The sequence below is a fragment of the Tardiphaga sp. 841_E9_N1_2 genome (genome assembly GCF_051811065.1).
GTDB lineage: Bacteria > Pseudomonadota > Alphaproteobacteria > Rhizobiales > Xanthobacteraceae > Tardiphaga > Tardiphaga robiniae.
Genome location: NZ_JBPWQC010000001.1, coordinates 790915 through 806181, shown reverse-complemented (window position 1 = coordinate 806181; position 15267 = coordinate 790915). Strand labels below are relative to the sequence as shown.

Here is a 15267-nt window from a genome sequence, read left to right as displayed (position 1 = left end):
CATTCCCACGCGATCAGAATTTTAAGAACCAATTTTCTCAGTAGTAATTTCAGTGCGCGCATTCGGTCCCCTCCTTAGGGCTTGCAATCGCAGCTCGTCTTTTTCGTTCTCTTGTTCAACGCGATTACAAAATGCTTCGTAATTTGCCCTGATATTCTCGTAGACCGTTGCTTTCGGTTCTTTGGCCGCTTCGTAGTTCTTGATAAATCGTCGGAGCCAGCCAGGAGAAACCCCTACCGATCGCGCGACGACCTCATACCCTCTCATGAGAGAACCATTCTTCCGTGCAGCGTGACTGACCAACTCAGTTGCGCGCAGTCGGGTGATGTCTGTTACTTGTGCGGAGGTAATCATTGGCGATTTTCCGGCATTCTCTGTACTCACTCTGACAATCCTTTCGTCCATGTTGGGAGCATGACGAAAGTAGCTAACGATAACGACGAACTACCATTCCTGACGCTTGCGGCGGCAACCGCGAACGCTCTGAGATTTCTAAAGCTCGACGAAAAACAAGATGAAGAGCGCCGCGGTAACGGCGATCGATCCACTGACGGCAAAGACAGCAAGAGTGCCGACGAAGATTACGTCGGACAGCGAATAAAGGATCTGGCGCGCTTTGAGCGCAAAGCCAGCGGCAAATGAAGCACGGTCTAGCTTGCCCCGCGTACCGTGCGAGCGGGAGTCGGCCTTCGCCCCTTGGGGGTAAAGCGAAGGTGCAAGATCGTCATACGCTGCTGATGCGTATGTAACGGGATAGTAATCGGCCTGCGTACCGGCCGTGTGTGAGACGCTCATGACTTGGCTGTGCCCCCGGCGATTCATGAGCGTGCTTTCACTGGTGTGAGAACAGCAATCAACGTCATCACCGCAGCGGCGAACGCGCAGGCGTATCCGAGATGAAGGAGGATTTCGGGAGTGATCACGCTGCAACTCCCGGCTGACCACATGTCGAGAAAGTTGAGTGTGCCGCGCTGACACATGGCGCGTCGCGGAATCGAATCTTTTGGAATCGCTCAAAAAAGTTTCCGCAGTTCCTCCGCGCTGTGATCAGATGATGACGATCACACGACAGGGGTTGGGAATGGGAAACGAGCGCTTCGAGAGCTTTGGCGTGCCGATTTTCTTCGTAGACACTGCGATCACTGAAGATGCCGGAGATGGGATGACGCGTGTTTGGAATTGCGCCACACGAAACGGCGTCATCACTCCGCAGTGTGAAATTATCATGCGTGCGTCGCGCCTGCTGGTCGTCGCGCGGAACGTGCACGAGGCCGCTCAAGGCATGCTCACCAGGGAGATGCGGCGTGAGGGTGTTCATTGAGCAGCCGCCTCTTTCAAGAAGAGTTTCGCAAGATCAGGTCGCAGCGCACTGGCTGGCAGGCCGGTGATGCTTTCCAACGCCGGAAGCATTTCCGGCGGGATGTCCTGATCGCGCTCAATACGAGAGAGTTTGGCTTCCGAAGGCCGTGGGAGGCCGTGGTCTTTAATCAGATCGCAGACGTGCTCTAGGCTGTAACCTAGTCCGGTCCGCCAATTACGGAGTGTGGTTGTTTCTTCGCTCATGCCCGAAAGACTTACACTAGATGCAAGGCGCATACAAGCGTGATTTGCATCTAGTGAATGGAAAAGTCTTGCATGTAGTGTAAGATATTGAAATGCCTAAGCGAATTAATCTTCCGAAGAAACGCCCCCGCCGTCCGACATTCATTAAGCAATGGCGGGAGTACCGCGGCTACAGCCAAGAAAAGCTTGGCGGGATGCTCGAAACCTCCGGGAGTATGATTTCCAGGATCGAGAGTGGCGAGACGCCCTACACGCAGGATGTGCTAGAGGGGCTGGCCGACGCCCTGATGACAGACATCCCTTCATTGTTGATGCGTGACCCCACAGACCCGGAGGCGATTTGGTCGATATGGGATCAGGCCAAAGAAGGTCAGCGGGTAATGATTGAGGAAGTCGCTCGAACAATCTTAAAAACAGGTACAAGATAGGGTTTTCATGCGCGGTCTATCGCTAGCGGCCGGCATTCTACTATGGGCGTCGCCCTGTTCAGCCCAAACATCCCCTCTTCGTGAGGCGTATGACAATTGTGTTTATCGCTCGGCCGCAGCACAGTTGCGCCAGATCCCGCCCAATCAACGGAACGGCGCCGACATAAGCATGATCTCTGAACTCGCGTTTCAGGCATGCACCACAGAAGAACGGGCTCTGGGCGCCATACTCGCGTCGATCGATCCCCGCAAAGCACCGACCATGATCCTAGCGGTAAAGCTCCAGGTTAAGCGTGAGCTGCAGGCAATCATCGCGAATCCCTCCGCCTATCTCCCGAAGGTAAAATAGCCCGGCTTGTATTTTTCTTGCATCTAGTGAAAGATTTCACTTGCGGCCGATCTTGCATCTAGTGTAAGTTCTGATCACCGAACGACGGCAGCGACCGTCAGATCAGAGGGCTTTCAGATCATGGCGAACGACAAGTTCATCGCAAAGTACGAAGTCGCTGACGGCTATGTCGGCAAATCCCGCCCGCAGAGTTTGGTCATCCGGCCGGAAGATATCGACGTCTCCCCCAACATGACGGACGAGCAGCTTGAAGAAGCTCTCTACGAGATGGTTGAGGAAGACATGCAGCAGAAGATTTCGGCTGATGTCGATAATGCCGCTGAATTCGTGGCTTGGGCGCGCTCCCTCGTGGAGGAAGCATAATGCCCCGCACCATCAGCCATTCCTATTACGTCGTGATGCGAGACTTTGGCGGGCGCATTGGCTTCGGCGCCGATGTCACGCCGGAGCTGACGCGCAACAACATCATCGATCGCATCAAGTCGAAGGAACTCGACCGGATCGTCTTCATCCATCACATCGCTGACGGCTTGATGGAAGATGTCACTGCCGAGCTTATCGACGCGGCAGAAGATGAGTTGAAGGTCGAAGCTGCTCACCCCCAGTTCGCCGCATGGGATCATGCACGCGATCTGCGCAAGCACGAGGTGGCGTGATGCGCTGGCAAGCAACCATTCATTATCGCACTGATGCCGGCATCGTCGATGTTGAGCATCGCGTGTCAGAGCTTCATGAGATCCACGATCTGGTTGAACGCGGTCCCCACTGGGACACGGTTGAGAAGATCGAGGTCATCCGCATCAATCATATTGATAGCGCTGCGCTAACCGTCGAACAAGCGGAGCGCATGTGATGAGCTTGGATCGCGCAATCAAAGAAGCCGATATCGACGTTCTGTGCGCCGCGCTGCGACTGGCTCGCCACGTTCTTGAAGACGCCAGGCGCGGCGGCGACGTTTGGGAGCAAAAAGCTTCGATTGCCCTTGCAGCTATCAAACAATCAATCCTGAGCGTCGGGAGGCCTGAATGACCGCGCAAGATATCGCCAACGAACTTCTCCGTGAGTGGTGGCAGTGCGATGCGCCAGTTGCCGAACGGTTGGCTGAGATCGATTTTCAGAGGGGAATGGTGTGCGTCCTTCTGTCCTTTCAGTGCCCGTCCGAAGCCGCGACCGGGACTTATGACGACGCGCAAGGAGAGCCGCGATGAACGTGGTCCTTGGATTGGTCACAGTTATTCTTGGCGGACTGAACATTATTGGCGCCGTTGTTCGCGAGCGTAAGGGCGAACACTCACGCAGTGACCACTACGAAACGAACGCAATCTGCTGGTTCATCCTGTCAGTTTTGCTCTTTCGCTGACGCAGCAGAAACGCTGAACCCCTTATTTTACAGGAGATTTTCGATGCTCGCACAGTCTTTCATTTCCGCCGCCGAACTTGGCATTACCGAACCTCAGCGCGACGCATTGCAGAAAACGCTTGTATTGTTAGAGACTGGACACCTCCGTCATGTGGCAATCGACGCCCTTACCGAAGGCGACGAATATCGCTTCAGCGGTGAATTTAATATGGCGTCGTTCGCGTTTAGGCACACTTGCGGAACGGCATGTTGCATCGGCGGCACAGCCCAAATGGTGAGTGGAGTCAGATTCTCCGGGTGCAGTCGCCCAGATGCGCTGGAAACTCTGTTTTACCCTGATCAACACACCATTCCGATGAGTGAAATCACGGTACCTCAAGCCGCTCGCGCACTCCGCAGCTATCTCACGACCGGCGATGCGAAGTGGGCTGAAGCCGTCGCCTGACGCATCCGAGTTCTACCGTCAACACGACACCACCAGGGGCTTTTCAAATGGCAGAGCAGAAATTTGACGACGGCGGACCCGCATTCCCGCGCGCCAATGATGACTATGCGTATGGCGAAAAGGGTATGTCGATGCGCGACTGGTTCGCGGGGCAGTCGATGCCTGCCATATTGGCCGTTGATACCAAGATAATCATCGCTGCTACAGATCGCCTGAAGACTGCCGGCGCTGCCGCAACAATGGCTATGATGGCCTACGAAATGGCTGACGCCATGATCGTCGAACGCGCCAAGGCATACGCCGCGACCGCGGAGCCCACTGGCGTAGGTGCTTCCCATGACTCAAACCGTGGGGATGCGCAGTCATGACGCCGCTTCATTGGCAGATGCTGCTCCACTATTACGCGATTGCCGAGCCATACGCTGCGGACAACCCGGGCCATGCCAACTCGCTGGCTGTCAGGGCATATACACAAGAATTGCTGGACGAGGACCTGATCCGGCGCGACCAGAAAAGTGGCAGCGGATACCGAGCGACAGACCGCGGCGAAGCACTAGTTAACCACATCGTGAACCTGCCGCTTCCAGAAAAGGTCTGGAGGATGCCCGCGCTCCGCTCCCATGAGGAGAAATCCCATGGTTAAGCTCACGCCGGCTCAGATGGATTTACTTTCGAGGTCGAGCCACGAGATCGGAGCTTCCTGCACTGACCAATACGGGCCAATGCAAGCATTGCGTCAGCGCGGGCTGGTTTCAGTCGTAGTCAGCAAATATGGCCGTTGCACCGTCAAAGCAACCGACGCCGGCCGCGCCGCCCTGGCTGAGGGAGGCGCAAAGTGAGCGGGAAATGGACGCCTGAGCAATTCTGGGAGTTTATGAAGGGCTACACCGGCGAGTTTGAAGCGGGCCAGATCCGCGACATGCTGGATGATAGCGGACTCATACTCGCAGTTGCCCCATCTGCACAAGAGCCCGGCGCGGCGGTGCTACTGGCGGCCTTGCGCGATTGCACCTGTCCGCGGCCGATGAACAGCGAACCTGACGATCTAACTATCGGTCAGTGCTTCGATAAAAAACAGTGCGGTTGCCAGAATGGGCTAGCTCTAACTGTTTCCGCGATGGCGCAATCAACTGCCAGAACCGTTGATCTCCGGAGCACCAGCGTCCTTTTGGACTCGCTTGATCGGATTGCCGAGAGCTTCAAGGACGTTGAGCCCTGCAGGCACAACAACGACAATCTCATCAGCGATTTGAAGATTGAGCTTGCTGGACTTCGCGGCGCCCTTTCGCCCGCAATGATGGAATCCGGGTGGCAGGATGCTAGGGCGCATATCAATGCGCGCCTTGAAGATCTGGCGACCGCGAATGCGCTGTACGGCAAGGATAATCGCCTCAGCGCGCCAGAGAAGATCGAGCGTAACAACCGCGAAATTTCGTGGCTGAAAGACTTGAGATCGATCCTCGGACTTTCTGTAGCCCCCGTTTCGGCGCCGAACTTGGCAGAGATACAGCACGAGGCCCGGTTTCTTCTCGACCGCCTGGAAGAATTGGACGACGCGAACGATGACGAATACGTCCGGGAATTTGAGGGTCATGTGCGGCCTTCAATGAGCCGGCTGGGTCGTCTCGTGCCTCGCAATGAACACGCACCTCCCCCGCCGGACACCGACCCTCACGGTGACGGACACTGCGGTTGCACTGAGCGGTGCAAGGATCGTGATAACTGCGAATATGACGGACCTCGCCATGACCGTGGGAGGAAGAAGTCATGAAGCAGTTCGATAGCTACGCTGACCTCCCGAAAGATATCGCAGCCGCCCTCGGCACGATTGAAGGGTTCATCACGAATGCGGAAGAAGAAGGCGATCCAGACATCCAAGCGGAAATCGGTGGGTTTAACCTGATTGTTGAGATTTTACGCAAGGGCGTTGGCGCAGCGCAATCACTGACGAACCCCGATGATTGGCAAGATGCGCTTGATGCGTGGGCGCTCAAAAGTCTGCCATCGGAAAGCTCTGCATGCTTACAGAGTTGGTCTGATTATATTGGCGCGTTCATTGTGTCGCGGATCACCGAGTCCACCGCGCCCTCAGATCAGGACATTCAATCTCGTCTGACGCACCACGCGCTTGTCCGCCTTTTCAAGGCCTGCAAGACGCAAACCGATCTGCAGGCAAGCCTAGATCACGCCGAGTCGGTGTTGCGAGGCGATTGGAAAAACACCGCGCAACCCAGCCCGTCAGTGGCGGTCAATGATCGGGGCGCCTCATGACGATCCGCAAAGGATACTGTGACGGCTGCCCGTTCAACTATGGCCACCCGGCAACTGAAACGGCTTACAATCTCGGATGCCTTCCCGGCACCGGAGAAGTCAACTCAATCTGCGACGATGCTGGCACTGCATGGGCCTGCCATTCCGAGCCGAACAAGGTTTGCTGCGGTCACGCCGCTCGCCACGGAATGCCCTTACAACACGTCGAAGGCGTTCATGCGGGTGTTTTCGTCCCGGCCATGATCGGGGCGTCTCATGACTGACGCCATCATTTTCATGTGTGACGTCAGCGGCCACGCTGCCGAGCCGTGGGCTGAAGCTGGCTGGGATTGCTACTGCATCGACATCCAGCACAGCATCCGCCGCGATCGGGTAGTCCAGCACGGCGCCGGCCGCATCACCTTCGCATGGGGTGACGTGCGCTCTTGGAGCCCGCCGGCTGGTGTTCGCCCTGTCTTTGGCGTCGCCATGACGCCCTGCACCCACGTTGCCGGCAGCGGCGCGCGGGATTTTCGGAAGAAGGCTGGATATTTCCTGCGGGACTCGCTCGAATATTACGAGAGCGCCCGCCACGGCTTCGAGTGGGCTGGCATTCCATACATGATGGAGAACTCGGTCGGCGTGCTGTCGTCGATCCCGCACATCGGGAAGCCGGATCATTACTTTGATCCCAGCGATTACACGCGCTGGTGTGCTGAAGACAATTACACCAAGAAGACCTGCATTTGGGCCGGCAACGGTTTCGTCATGCCTTCAGAGGCAAAGGACGAGACGCTCGGGCCGCCAGACAACCGTATCCACTTCGCATCGCCTGGCGACGATCGGGCGGACTTCCGAAGCGCATCTCCGCGGGGCTTCTTCCGGGCAATGCATGCCGTGAACGATCCGCGTCTGGCTCAGCGGGTGGCAGCATGAGATTTCACATTCAGCGGACCAATATGGGTTGGTTTGTCCTGCGACCGCGTGTGCGCATCTATCGGCGCCCGCTGCTGATCTGGGTTCGATGGTTCGACAGGTCGTTCTTCTTCGACTGGGGTCCAACGGTGTTTGGGGACGAAGACGACTCCATCCAGGCCGCTATCGACGCTGACAATGGAGGCAAGCCATGAGCGACATCATCCTTGGATTGTTGAAGTATTATGCCAAACAGCCATGGGCAGATCAGTCGAACGAAACCATTCGCGTGAAAGCGGAGCTATTGCGCCAATCCGCTGAACTGATCGAATGCCTTATCGCCGAACGCGACGCCGCGCTTCTCGCATTGAAGCCATTCGCCGAGGTGGCTGCCGATGTTCACGAGAATGCCTTCGACGCCGACAATCTCTGGGAATCGCCCGCTGCAATGAGCCTCACTGCTGGCCACATTCGCGCGGCATCCGCGGTGTTTGCGACGGAGCGCCAGGCATGAGCAGTCTATATAAGCGCGCAAATCCATCGCAGAAACGCATCCTCCGTGTCGTTGAAGGTGCAGTCAGAAATGCAGCCCACGCGCATTCGGATATTATCGTCCCAAACAGTTTTGCCCGCTCGGTAGCGAAGCGGGCAGCAGGAACACTGACGGCTCAATGGCCTGATGTGTTGGCGGCTGGCTTTGACGAGCCGTCAGATCGTGTTGGTGCAGATATTTTCTGGACTGCCCAACCACAGGGCGCTCAACGTCTCAAGCGCGCTGGAAGGGGATCGCCTCACCCGCTAAGGCGATCCCCGCTTCCAGTTTTATGGAAGACGCTATCGGCGCAGATCCGGCCGATGCGCGAAGCCGGTCAGTCGGAACGAGCCGCGGCCTTCATCGACGTTCTCAAATTGATTGCGTCCATGCAGCGCGATGGTGTTTCCGTCCCCTCTCAGGAACACGGGGGCAGCGATAAGTGACTGTAACCATTCGACATGGCGACTGCCGCGAAGTGCTGCGCACGCTGCCGGATGAATCCGTGCATTGCTGTGTAACGTCGCCGCCCTACTTCGGACTGCGTGACTACGGCGTCGATGGACAGATTGGTCTCGAGGCTACGCCCGAAGATTTCGTTGCCGAGATGGTCGATGTGTTTCGGGAGGTTAAGCGCGTGCTGCGCGACGACGGCACGCTCTGGCTCAACCTCGGAGACAGTTATGCCGGCAGCGGTCGCGGCGGCTATGCCGGCGGCAAGGGCACGCTAGACGGATCGACTACCGGCCAGGACAATTCGCGCGTAGCTCGAGGATCGCAACTTGCCGCTGGATTGCATTCGCGCCAGGTCGCCGAAGGCGCTTTGGGCCGCGCCTGGGTGCCCCCGCCCGCTGGGCTGAAGCAGAAAGACCTGATCGGCATTCCGTGGATGGTCGCTTTTGCCCTACGCGCGGATGGTTGGTGGCTGCGCCAGTGGCATCCGTGGGTGAAGCGAAACCCCATGCCGGAGAGCACCCAGGACAGGCCGACCAGCGCCTGCGAAACCATCTTCCTGCTTTCGAAGGCCCCGACCTATTTCTACGATTACGAGGCCGTGAAGCGGACAATGGCAGAGAGCAGCGTCAAGCGCCTGGCGCAAGACGTGGAGAGCCAGGACGGCTCAACTCGAGGTAACGGGGGCGCCAAGACCAACGGCACCATGAAAGCCGTGGGCGGCGATAAGCAGCGCGGTCACTCGCGCCGGCACGCAGGGTTCAATGACCGTTGGGACGCGATGGAGAAAGACGAGCAGCGCCAGGCTCGAGCTTTCCGCAACTCAGACTTCTTCGTCCAGAGCATTGATGGCCCGGCAGGCGCAGTCGGAAATGACCGCGAGATCACTGCTTTCGACGTGGCAACGCAGCCGTTCCGGGACGCACATTTCGCGACCTTCCCGCCTTCTCTGATCGAACCAATGGTGTTGGCCGGCTGCCCTATCGGCGGGACCGTTATCGATCCATTCGGCGGCGCCGGCACAACCGGCTTGGTAGCCGATCGATTGCAGCGCGACGCCATCCTGATCGAACTTAACCCCGAATACGCAGCCATTGCCGATCGACGCATTCGCGGCGACGCCGGCATGTTTGCCCAGCTTGAGGCTACCGCGATCGTTCCGCACGACAAGGTGGCCCCATGAGCCGGACGGCTGCCCGATTCAACCAGGCTGACATCGCCCGTGCGACCCGCGCGGCGCTTCAGGCTGGCGCCAAGGCAGTCGAGTTGCGGCAGGACGGGTCCATTTTCGTGCATTTGGAGGTGCCGCGGGGTGGAAAACTCGTCCCGGCGCCCGATCCGCAGCTTGAAGATGATGAGATCGTGGTTCTGTAATGCACACCATGCCCAGACCAAGACCCCAATATCTGCATCACCAGGTCAGCCGCCATGGCAAAACGGTCTGGTATGTCCGCATGGGCAAAGGCCCGCGGATCAGGATCAACGCTACCTATGGCACGCCTGAGTTCGAGGAAGCCTATCAGGCCGCCCTCCAAGGCGAGCGTGCCCCGGCGCCCGGTAAAGCCGCCAAGGGCACGCTGGAATGGCTGTGGATGCTCTATCGCCAGTCCGACGCATGGCGCGACCTATCGCTTGCCACCCGCAAGCAGCGCGAGAACATCATGCGCCCGGTCCTGAAGGCCGCCGGAAGCCACGCACTTTCGAAGATCAACGCCGCCTCCATTCAGGCCGGCAAGGATCGGCGCGCGGGCACGCCTTCGCAGGCCAAGCACTTCGTCACCACCATGCGCAATATGTTCGCCTGGGCGATCGACACGAAGCTTGCCCGAACCGACCCGACCCAGGGCATCAAGTTCAAACGGTCGAAAAAGGAAAAGAAGGGCGGCTTCCCGGTCTGGACCGACGACGACATCGAGGCGTTCGAGCGCCGCTGGCCCCGCGGCACCCGTCAGAGGGTCATGTTCGACATCTTCCTCTACACCGGTCTGCGCCGCGGCGACGCCGCCAAGGTCGGCAAGCAGCACGTCAAGAACGGCATGATCAGCCTTGAGACCGAGAAGACCGGGACATGGGTTTACATCCCCGTGTTGCCCGAGCTTCAGGCCACCCTGGACGCCGGCCCGACCGGGGACATGGCATTCATCGGGAATGCCCTCACCGGCGGGTCGCTCAAGAAGGAAGTCTTGGGGAATTTGTTCGCTGAAGCCTGCCGAGCGGCGGGGATCAAAAAGTCAGCCCATGGCCTGCGTAAGGCTGCAGCCACCAACGTCGCGGACCGCGGCGGGACCGATTCGGAACTGGACGCGCTGTTCGGTTGGGAAGACGGGCAGACGTCGAAGATCTACACTAAGGCGTCGAACCGAAAGCGGCTGGCCACGCGTGCCGGCGCCAAGCTTTCCAGGACCGAAACAGAAACTTCTATTCCCTCACCCGACCATAAGGTGAGGGGTGAAGCGTAAATAGTACAACGATTTCAATGTGATATTTTGGAGGTGGTGCGCTCGGAGGGACTCGAACCCCCACCCTGTTACGGACTGCCACCTCAAGGCAGCGCGTCTACCAATTCCGCCACGAGCGCTAAAGAAATCCGGCGAGGGCAAATCGCCCGGCCGGATCAACCGGCGCCGATGTAACAAACCAATGATGGGGAGACAAGGCCTCTTGGCCTCTCCGGGCTACCTATCTGTGGTCAGGCGACCGGGGCAGCATCTGCTTGACCTCAACCGCAATCCGGTTGCGATCGACCATCACCACGCCTGATGCGACAGGCAGGTTGTTGGCGAGGATTTTGACCTCGTCCTGCTCTGTGGCATCCAGTTCGATGATGGCGCCGCGGCTCAGCCGCATCACCTGATGGACGGGCATAGACGTGGTGCCGAGAACCACCATGATATCGACGGTAATTTTATCGAGGGTTGGCACGTCGGCCTCAAATTCCCAGATGCAGGATCGCACAGATGCAAGATTGCGGTGCCTGCGAGATCAACATGTTATGGTTAGCCAATGGTTAATGACCGCCAAACCCTCGATTTAACGGTGTTTTCTCGCGGCCTCCCCGGCCGGCCGGTGGAATGGCGGGTATCCGATGCCCCGATTCCCTATCCGGACGCCGTCGCCGAGATGGAAGCCCGGGCGGCGGCCATTGCCGACGGCACCGCGCCGGAACTGGTCTGGCTGCTGGAACACCCCCCGCTCTACACTTCCGGCACATCAGGCAAGTCTGACGACCTGCTGGATGCCCGATATCCGGTGTTCGAGACCGGCCGCGGCGGCCAGGTGACCTATCACGGCCCCGGCCAGCGGGTGGCCTACGTGATGCTCGACCTCAAGGCGCGCCGGCCCGACGTTCGGGCCTATGTGGCGGCACTGGAAGACCTGATCATCCGGACGCTGGACGCCTTCAACGTGAAGGGCGAACGGCGCGAGGACCGCGTCGGGGTCTGGGTCGCGCGCCCCGACAAGGGCGCGGGATATGAAGACAAGATCGCCGCCATCGGCGTGCGGCTGCGGCGCTGGGTCTCGTTCCATGGCATCGCCATCAATGTCGAACCGGACCTCGCGCATTTCGACGCCATCGTGCCCTGCGGCGTGGTCGATCCGCGCTACGGCGTCACCAGCCTGGTCGATCTTGGCCTGCCCGTTAGCATGACCGATGTGGACGTGGCGCTGCGGCAGGCGTTCGGGGAAGTATTCGGCGAGAGCGAGCAGCTCGCAGCGGAAACGGCGGTCTGAGCGACCCAATCCGAATTACAGCGTCGGCAGTTGCGAGAAAACCTCGCCGTTGACGCGTAGGGCAAGCATGTCGGACGTGGCATCGCTTGTCACGACGCTATCGACGCGCGCGGCCGTTGGACCACGGTGACACGCCTCGATCATGTCAGTGACAGTATCGGCCGGCCCCGCAAACACCGCTTCCACACTGCCATCGCGGCGGTTGCGCACCCAGCCTTCGAGGCCGAGCAACGAGGCTTGTTGGCCGGCCCAGTAGCGATAGCCAACGCCCTGCACGCGGCCGAGGATCATCACGTGACGGATCACGCCACTCATCTATTTCTTGAGTCCCAGGAAATCGATGCCGCGCTGTTTCACGACGGCACCACGGGTGACGCTGTCCATCAACTCGCTTGAGGCAAGATTCTTCAGATCCTTCGGCCCCGCACCTTCGCGTACCGCTTTAAGAGTCGCATGGACGGCGGCCGTCGCCGCCGAGATCGGCGCGTGCCCTTGAATGGCGATGCGGACGCGCTGGGCGCTGAGGAAATCCCAATCCATGTCATCGGTGGGACTGCCCAGCACGATGGGCAGCGTGGTCGCGGCTGACGCCGCCTGCAGCTCGGCGCGGCTCTTGAGGCCGGTGAACATCACTGCATCGACGCCGGCGGCCTCATAGGATTTGGCTCGCGCAATCGCGTCATCCACGGAGGTGATCGATGCAGCACCAGTACGCCCCACAATCACCAGCGCCGGATCCTGTCGCGCATTCAGTGCAGCCTTGACCTTGCCGAGCCCCTCTTCGGGAGAGATCAGCTGCGCCTTCGCTTCGCCAAAGGCGGCGGGCAGCAGCGTGTCCTCGATGGTCAGGCCGGCGGCGCCGGCGGCTTCCAGCTCTTCCACCGTACGGCGGACATTGAGCGCATTGCCATAGCCGTGATCGGCATCGACCAGCACCGGCAGCGAGCCGGCGCGCGACATCCGCCGCATCTGCTCGGTGAGTTCGGACAGCGTGATCAGCGCGATGTCGGGATCGCCGAGAATGGCGAGCGACGCCGCCGAGCCGCCGAACATGCCGACCTCGAAGCCGAGGTCTTCGGCGATACGCACCGAGATCGCGTCATAGACCGATCCCGGACGCATGCAGCGATCGCCGGACAGAAGCGCCCGGAGGCCGTAACGGCGTTGCCGGAACGTCGTCACGCGAATTCAAGAATGAGCGCATCCACCGCCAGCGTTGCGCCAGCAGCGGCATGGATTTTCTTGACGGTGCCGTCGCGTTCGGCGCGGAGCACGTTCTGCATCTTCATCGCCTCCACAACGGCGAGGGTCTCGCCGGCCTTGACGTCCTGACCTTCGGTCACGGCAATCGAGACCACGAGGCCCGGCATCGGGCACAGCAGCTTCTTGCCGGTGTCGGCCTTGACGCCCACCGGCATCAGGCGCGCAGCGGTAGCCTCCGCCTCGGTGAAGACATTGACCGCGACTTCATAACCCTGATGCGCGATGCGGATGCCCGACGTCTGAGGGCGCACCTGCATGGCCACGTTGTGTCCGTCGATGGTGCCTTCCCAGACCGGCACGCCCGGCTTCCAGGACGACGAGAGCTTATGCGGCACACCCGTCTTGCCGTCAGCACCGACGAAGGCCACCGTCACGACATCGCCGTCACGGGCCACGTCGAGCGCGATCTCCTCGCGCTCCAGCCACACGGCGCGGCGACCCGCACGGGTCACCGGACGGCCGATCAACTGGCCGGAAATCTGCCGCTTGCGTTCGCCGTAGATGGAGTCGACGGCCGCGGCCACCGCGGCGATACGGCGGGCGACTTCGCCCTCCGGCGCCCTGGCGGCGAAGCCCTTTGGGAATTCCTCGGCGATGAAGCCGGTGGAGAGATTGCCCTCGCGCCAGCGCGGATGGCTCATCAGCGCCGACAGGAACGGAATGTTGTGGCGGATACCGTCGATATAGAAGGCGTCGAGCGCATGAGACTGCGCCTCGATGGCGGCGGCGCGCGACGGGGCGTGGGTGACAAGCTTGGCGATCATCGGATCGTAATAGATCGAGATCTCGCCGCCCTCCTGCACGCCGGTGTCGTTGCGCACGGTGATGTTGTCGGACTTGCTCTCGGCCGGCGGACGATACTTCACAAGGCGGCCGATGGACGGCAGAAAGTTGCGGAACGGGTCTTCCGCATAGACGCGGGACTCCACAGCCCAGCCGGTCAGGGTGACGTCCTTCTGCGCAAGCTGCAGCTTCTCGCCGGCAGCGACACGGATCATCTGCTCGACGAGATCGACGCCGGTGACGAGCTCAGTCACTGGATGTTCGACCTGCAGACGGGTATTCATTTCGAGGAAGTAGAAGCTCTTGTCCTGACCGGCGACGAATTCCACGGTGCCGGCAGAGTCGTAATTCACGGCCTTGGCCAGCGCGACGGCCTGCTCGCCCATCTTGCGGCGGGTGGTCTCGTCGAGTAGCGGCGACGGGGCCTCCTCGATGACCTTCTGATTGCGGCGCTGGATCGAGCATTCGCGCTCGCCGAGATAGATCACGTTGCCGTGCTTGTCGCCGAGCACCTGGATTTCAATGTGGCGGGGATCGACGATGAACTTCTCGATGAAGACACGGTCGTCGCCGAACGACGACTTCGCCTCGGCCTTGGCGAGGTTGAAACCCTCGACCACTTCCGAAGTCGAATGCGCGATGCGCATGCCCTTGCCGCCGCCGCCAGCGGACGCCTTGATCATCACGGGATAGCCGATCTCGTCGGCGATCTTCACGGCGTGCTTGTCGTCCTCGATGACGCCGAGATAGCCCGGCACTGTGGAGACGTTGGCCTTGGCTGCCGCCTTCTTGGATTCGATCTTGTCGCCCATGGCGGCGATGGCGCCGGGATTGGGGCCGATGAACACGATACCGGCGGCCTCCAGCGCGCGCGGGAAGGCCTCGCGCTCGGACAGGAAGCCGTAGCCGGGATGCACCGCTTCGGCGCCGGTCTTCTTGCAGGCCTCGACGATTTTCTCGATCAGGAGATAGCTCTCGGCCGCGGCCGGAGGTCCGATGAACACGGCCTCGTCGGCCATCTCGACATGCAGCGCATCGCGATCGGCTTCGGAATAGACGGCGACGGTCTTGATACCCATCTTGCGGGCGGACTTGATGACCCGGCAGGCAATCTCGCCGCGATTGGCGATCAGAATTTTTTTGAACATGAGCTGTCTTACTTGCAACCTTGAGGCGGGATCGGAAAGATGGGGT

27 protein-coding genes and 1 tRNA gene are annotated in these 15267 nt (G+C 59.9%); 21 read left to right on the top strand and 7 right to left on the bottom strand.

Annotation, left to right across the window (positions count from 1 at the left end; all coding sequences use genetic code 11):
* Positions 1–21 precede the first annotated feature (21 nt).
* The gene (locus AB8A50_RS03620) at positions 22–384 is read right to left on the bottom strand and encodes a hypothetical protein (protein WP_439076897.1); all 363 of its coding nucleotides are present in this window, start codon (positions 382–384) and stop codon (positions 22–24) included.
* Positions 385–414: 30 nt separating this feature from the next.
* Here AB8A50_RS03620 and AB8A50_RS03615 point away from each other — a divergent pair, with 30 nt between their 5' ends.
* Positions 415–642 carry a hypothetical protein gene (locus AB8A50_RS03615; RefSeq protein WP_439076896.1) on the top strand — a complete coding sequence of 76 codons (228 nt, stop codon included), beginning with the start codon at positions 415–417 and terminating at the stop codon, positions 640–642.
* Positions 643–1003: 361 nt separating this feature from the next.
* On the top strand, positions 1004–1321 hold the full coding sequence (locus tag AB8A50_RS03610; protein ID WP_439076895.1) for a hypothetical protein: 318 nt from the start codon (positions 1004–1006) through the stop codon (positions 1319–1321).
* Here AB8A50_RS03610 and AB8A50_RS03605 read toward each other — a convergent pair.
* Entirely contained in the window at positions 1315–1563 is a 249-nt protein-coding gene (locus AB8A50_RS03605; protein ID WP_439076894.1) for a hypothetical protein, read from the bottom strand. The genes AB8A50_RS03610 and AB8A50_RS03605 overlap by 7 nt on opposite strands.
* 92 nt (positions 1564–1655) lie before the next feature.
* Here AB8A50_RS03605 and AB8A50_RS03600 point away from each other — a divergent pair, with 92 nt between their 5' ends.
* From AB8A50_RS03600 to AB8A50_RS03515, 18 genes are all read left to right on the top strand, one after another.
* Positions 1656–1991: a helix-turn-helix domain-containing protein gene (locus tag AB8A50_RS03600; RefSeq protein ID WP_439076893.1), complete on the top strand. Its 336-nt coding sequence runs from the start codon at positions 1656–1658 to the stop codon at positions 1989–1991.
* A gap of 169 nt (positions 1992–2160) precedes the next feature.
* Positions 2161–2340, top strand: coding sequence for a hypothetical protein (locus AB8A50_RS03595; protein WP_439076892.1), 180 nt, complete (start codon positions 2161–2163; stop codon positions 2338–2340).
* Between the two features lie 120 nt (positions 2341–2460).
* Positions 2461–2703 carry a hypothetical protein gene (locus tag AB8A50_RS03590; RefSeq protein WP_439076891.1) on the top strand — a complete coding sequence of 81 codons (243 nt, stop codon included), beginning with the start codon at positions 2461–2463 and terminating at the stop codon, positions 2701–2703.
* Positions 2703–2996 carry a hypothetical protein gene (locus tag AB8A50_RS03585; protein ID WP_439076890.1) on the top strand — a complete coding sequence of 98 codons (294 nt, stop codon included), beginning with the start codon at positions 2703–2705 and terminating at the stop codon, positions 2994–2996. The genes AB8A50_RS03590 and AB8A50_RS03585 overlap by 1 nt, the downstream gene beginning before the upstream one ends.
* Complete coding sequence (locus tag AB8A50_RS03580; protein WP_439076889.1) at positions 2996–3193, top strand: hypothetical protein; 198 nt, start codon at positions 2996–2998, stop codon at positions 3191–3193. Before AB8A50_RS03585 ends, AB8A50_RS03580 begins: the two co-directional genes overlap by 1 nt.
* Positions 3193–3369, top strand: coding sequence for a hypothetical protein (locus AB8A50_RS03575; RefSeq protein WP_439076888.1), 177 nt, complete (start codon positions 3193–3195; stop codon positions 3367–3369). The genes AB8A50_RS03580 and AB8A50_RS03575 overlap by 1 nt, the downstream gene beginning before the upstream one ends.
* Positions 3366–3548 (top strand): hypothetical protein, encoded by a 183-nt coding sequence (locus AB8A50_RS03570; RefSeq protein ID WP_439076887.1) that lies wholly within the window; start codon positions 3366–3368, stop codon positions 3546–3548. Before AB8A50_RS03575 ends, AB8A50_RS03570 begins: the two co-directional genes overlap by 4 nt.
* 195 nt (positions 3549–3743) lie before the next feature.
* Positions 3744–4145 (top strand): hypothetical protein, encoded by a 402-nt coding sequence (locus AB8A50_RS03565; protein WP_439076886.1) that lies wholly within the window; start codon positions 3744–3746, stop codon positions 4143–4145.
* A 47-nt stretch (positions 4146–4192) separates the two neighbouring features.
* The gene (locus AB8A50_RS03560; RefSeq protein WP_439076885.1) at positions 4193–4513 is read left to right on the top strand and encodes a hypothetical protein; all 321 of its coding nucleotides are present in this window, start codon (positions 4193–4195) and stop codon (positions 4511–4513) included.
* Entirely contained in the window at positions 4510–4788 is a 279-nt protein-coding gene (locus AB8A50_RS03555) for a hypothetical protein (protein WP_439076884.1), read from the top strand. The genes AB8A50_RS03560 and AB8A50_RS03555 overlap by 4 nt, the downstream gene beginning before the upstream one ends.
* A gap of 192 nt (positions 4789–4980) precedes the next feature.
* Positions 4981–5916 (top strand): hypothetical protein, encoded by a 936-nt coding sequence (locus tag AB8A50_RS03550; protein ID WP_439076882.1) that lies wholly within the window; start codon positions 4981–4983, stop codon positions 5914–5916.
* Positions 5913–6416 carry a hypothetical protein gene (locus AB8A50_RS03545; RefSeq protein ID WP_439076880.1) on the top strand — a complete coding sequence of 168 codons (504 nt, stop codon included), beginning with the start codon at positions 5913–5915 and terminating at the stop codon, positions 6414–6416. Before AB8A50_RS03550 ends, AB8A50_RS03545 begins: the two co-directional genes overlap by 4 nt.
* A gap of 255 nt (positions 6417–6671) precedes the next feature.
* On the top strand, positions 6672–7331 hold the full coding sequence (locus AB8A50_RS03540; protein ID WP_439076879.1) for a hypothetical protein: 660 nt from the start codon (positions 6672–6674) through the stop codon (positions 7329–7331).
* Between the two features lie 190 nt (positions 7332–7521).
* Positions 7522–7824, top strand: coding sequence for a hypothetical protein (locus AB8A50_RS03535; RefSeq protein ID WP_439076877.1), 303 nt, complete (start codon positions 7522–7524; stop codon positions 7822–7824).
* Positions 7821–8288, top strand: coding sequence for a hypothetical protein (locus AB8A50_RS03530; protein ID WP_439076875.1), 468 nt, complete (start codon positions 7821–7823; stop codon positions 8286–8288). The genes AB8A50_RS03535 and AB8A50_RS03530 overlap by 4 nt, the downstream gene beginning before the upstream one ends.
* 32 nt (positions 8289–8320) lie before the next feature.
* The gene (locus tag AB8A50_RS03525; RefSeq protein ID WP_439076873.1) at positions 8321–9478 is read left to right on the top strand and encodes a DNA-methyltransferase; all 1158 of its coding nucleotides are present in this window, start codon (positions 8321–8323) and stop codon (positions 9476–9478) included.
* Complete coding sequence (locus tag AB8A50_RS03520; RefSeq protein WP_439076871.1) at positions 9475–9669, top strand: hypothetical protein; 195 nt, start codon at positions 9475–9477, stop codon at positions 9667–9669. Before AB8A50_RS03525 ends, AB8A50_RS03520 begins: the two co-directional genes overlap by 4 nt.
* Positions 9669–10754: a tyrosine-type recombinase/integrase gene (locus tag AB8A50_RS03515; protein WP_439076869.1), complete on the top strand. Its 1086-nt coding sequence runs from the start codon at positions 9669–9671 to the stop codon at positions 10752–10754. The genes AB8A50_RS03520 and AB8A50_RS03515 overlap by 1 nt, the downstream gene beginning before the upstream one ends.
* A 34-nt stretch (positions 10755–10788) precedes the next feature.
* On the opposite strand, the gene AB8A50_RS03510 is transcribed toward AB8A50_RS03515, so the two are convergent.
* Together AB8A50_RS03510 and AB8A50_RS03505 are read right to left on the bottom strand one after the other, a co-directional pair.
* A tRNA-Leu gene (locus AB8A50_RS03510) sits at positions 10789–10873 on the bottom strand.
* A 101-nt stretch (positions 10874–10974) separates the two neighbouring features.
* Complete coding sequence (locus AB8A50_RS03505) at positions 10975–11217, bottom strand: FliM/FliN family flagellar motor switch protein (RefSeq protein WP_068730739.1); 243 nt, start codon at positions 11215–11217, stop codon at positions 10975–10977.
* 81 nt (positions 11218–11298) lie between these two features.
* Here AB8A50_RS03505 and lipB point away from each other — a divergent pair, with 81 nt between their 5' ends.
* A complete protein-coding gene (gene lipB / locus AB8A50_RS03500) occupies positions 11299–12027 on the top strand; it encodes a lipoyl(octanoyl) transferase LipB (protein WP_439076867.1) in 729 nt (242 codons plus the stop codon).
* A gap of 15 nt (positions 12028–12042) precedes the next feature.
* On the opposite strand, the gene AB8A50_RS03495 is transcribed toward lipB, so the two are convergent.
* Genes AB8A50_RS03495 through AB8A50_RS03485 form a run of 3 tightly spaced genes read right to left on the bottom strand, consistent with a single transcriptional unit; the run spans position 12043 to position 15221 of the window.
* Entirely contained in the window at positions 12043–12342 is a 300-nt protein-coding gene (locus AB8A50_RS03495) for an acylphosphatase (RefSeq protein ID WP_439076865.1), read from the bottom strand.
* Positions 12343–13209 (bottom strand): isocitrate lyase/PEP mutase family protein, encoded by an 867-nt coding sequence (locus AB8A50_RS03490; protein ID WP_320443900.1) that lies wholly within the window; start codon positions 13207–13209, stop codon positions 12343–12345.
* Positions 13206–15221: an acetyl-CoA carboxylase biotin carboxylase subunit gene (locus tag AB8A50_RS03485; RefSeq protein ID WP_231080892.1), complete on the bottom strand. Its 2016-nt coding sequence runs from the start codon at positions 15219–15221 to the stop codon at positions 13206–13208. Before AB8A50_RS03485 ends, AB8A50_RS03490 begins: the two co-directional genes overlap by 4 nt.
* Positions 15222–15267: the final 46 nt, after the last annotated feature.

Excerpts from the sequence above, each read along its gene's own strand:
- AB8A50_RS03565 (WP_439076886.1), top strand. The coding sequence starts at position 3,744 with ATGCTCGCACAGTCTTTCATTTCCGCCGCCGAACTTGGCATTACCGAA.
- AB8A50_RS03585 (WP_439076890.1), top strand. The coding sequence starts at position 2,703 with ATGCCCCGCACCATCAGCCATTCCTATTACGTCGTGATGCGAGACTTT.
- AB8A50_RS03540 (WP_439076879.1), top strand. The coding sequence starts at position 6,672 with ATGACTGACGCCATCATTTTCATGTGTGACGTCAGCGGCCACGCTGCC.
- AB8A50_RS03520 (WP_439076871.1), top strand. The coding sequence starts at position 9,475 with ATGAGCCGGACGGCTGCCCGATTCAACCAGGCTGACATCGCCCGTGCG.
- AB8A50_RS03560 (WP_439076885.1), top strand. The coding sequence starts at position 4,193 with ATGGCAGAGCAGAAATTTGACGACGGCGGACCCGCATTCCCGCGCGCC.
- AB8A50_RS03600 (WP_439076893.1), top strand. The coding sequence starts at position 1,656 with ATGCCTAAGCGAATTAATCTTCCGAAGAAACGCCCCCGCCGTCCGACA.
- AB8A50_RS03530 (WP_439076875.1), top strand. The coding sequence starts at position 7,821 with ATGAGCAGTCTATATAAGCGCGCAAATCCATCGCAGAAACGCATCCTC.
- AB8A50_RS03605 (WP_439076894.1), bottom strand. The coding sequence starts at position 1,563 with ATGAGCGAAGAAACAACCACACTCCGTAATTGGCGGACCGGACTAGGT.
- AB8A50_RS03570 (WP_439076887.1), top strand. The coding sequence starts at position 3,366 with ATGACCGCGCAAGATATCGCCAACGAACTTCTCCGTGAGTGGTGGCAG.
- AB8A50_RS03485 (WP_231080892.1), bottom strand. The coding sequence starts at position 15,221 with ATGTTCAAAAAAATTCTGATCGCCAATCGCGGCGAGATTGCCTGCCGG.
- AB8A50_RS03515 (WP_439076869.1), top strand. The coding sequence starts at position 9,669 with ATGCACACCATGCCCAGACCAAGACCCCAATATCTGCATCACCAGGTC.
- AB8A50_RS03535 (WP_439076877.1), top strand. The coding sequence starts at position 7,522 with ATGAGCGACATCATCCTTGGATTGTTGAAGTATTATGCCAAACAGCCA.
- AB8A50_RS03545 (WP_439076880.1), top strand. The coding sequence starts at position 5,913 with ATGAAGCAGTTCGATAGCTACGCTGACCTCCCGAAAGATATCGCAGCC.
- AB8A50_RS03495 (WP_439076865.1), bottom strand. The coding sequence starts at position 12,342 with ATGAGTGGCGTGATCCGTCACGTGATGATCCTCGGCCGCGTGCAGGGC.
- AB8A50_RS03595 (WP_439076892.1), top strand. The coding sequence starts at position 2,161 with ATGATCTCTGAACTCGCGTTTCAGGCATGCACCACAGAAGAACGGGCT.
- AB8A50_RS03555 (WP_439076884.1), top strand. The coding sequence starts at position 4,510 with ATGACGCCGCTTCATTGGCAGATGCTGCTCCACTATTACGCGATTGCC.
- AB8A50_RS03580 (WP_439076889.1), top strand. The coding sequence starts at position 2,996 with ATGCGCTGGCAAGCAACCATTCATTATCGCACTGATGCCGGCATCGTC.
- AB8A50_RS03590 (WP_439076891.1), top strand. The coding sequence starts at position 2,461 with ATGGCGAACGACAAGTTCATCGCAAAGTACGAAGTCGCTGACGGCTAT.
- AB8A50_RS03615 (WP_439076896.1), top strand. The coding sequence starts at position 415 with ATGACGAAAGTAGCTAACGATAACGACGAACTACCATTCCTGACGCTT.
- AB8A50_RS03575 (WP_439076888.1), top strand. The coding sequence starts at position 3,193 with ATGAGCTTGGATCGCGCAATCAAAGAAGCCGATATCGACGTTCTGTGC.
- lipB (WP_439076867.1), top strand. The coding sequence starts at position 11,299 with ATGGTTAATGACCGCCAAACCCTCGATTTAACGGTGTTTTCTCGCGGC.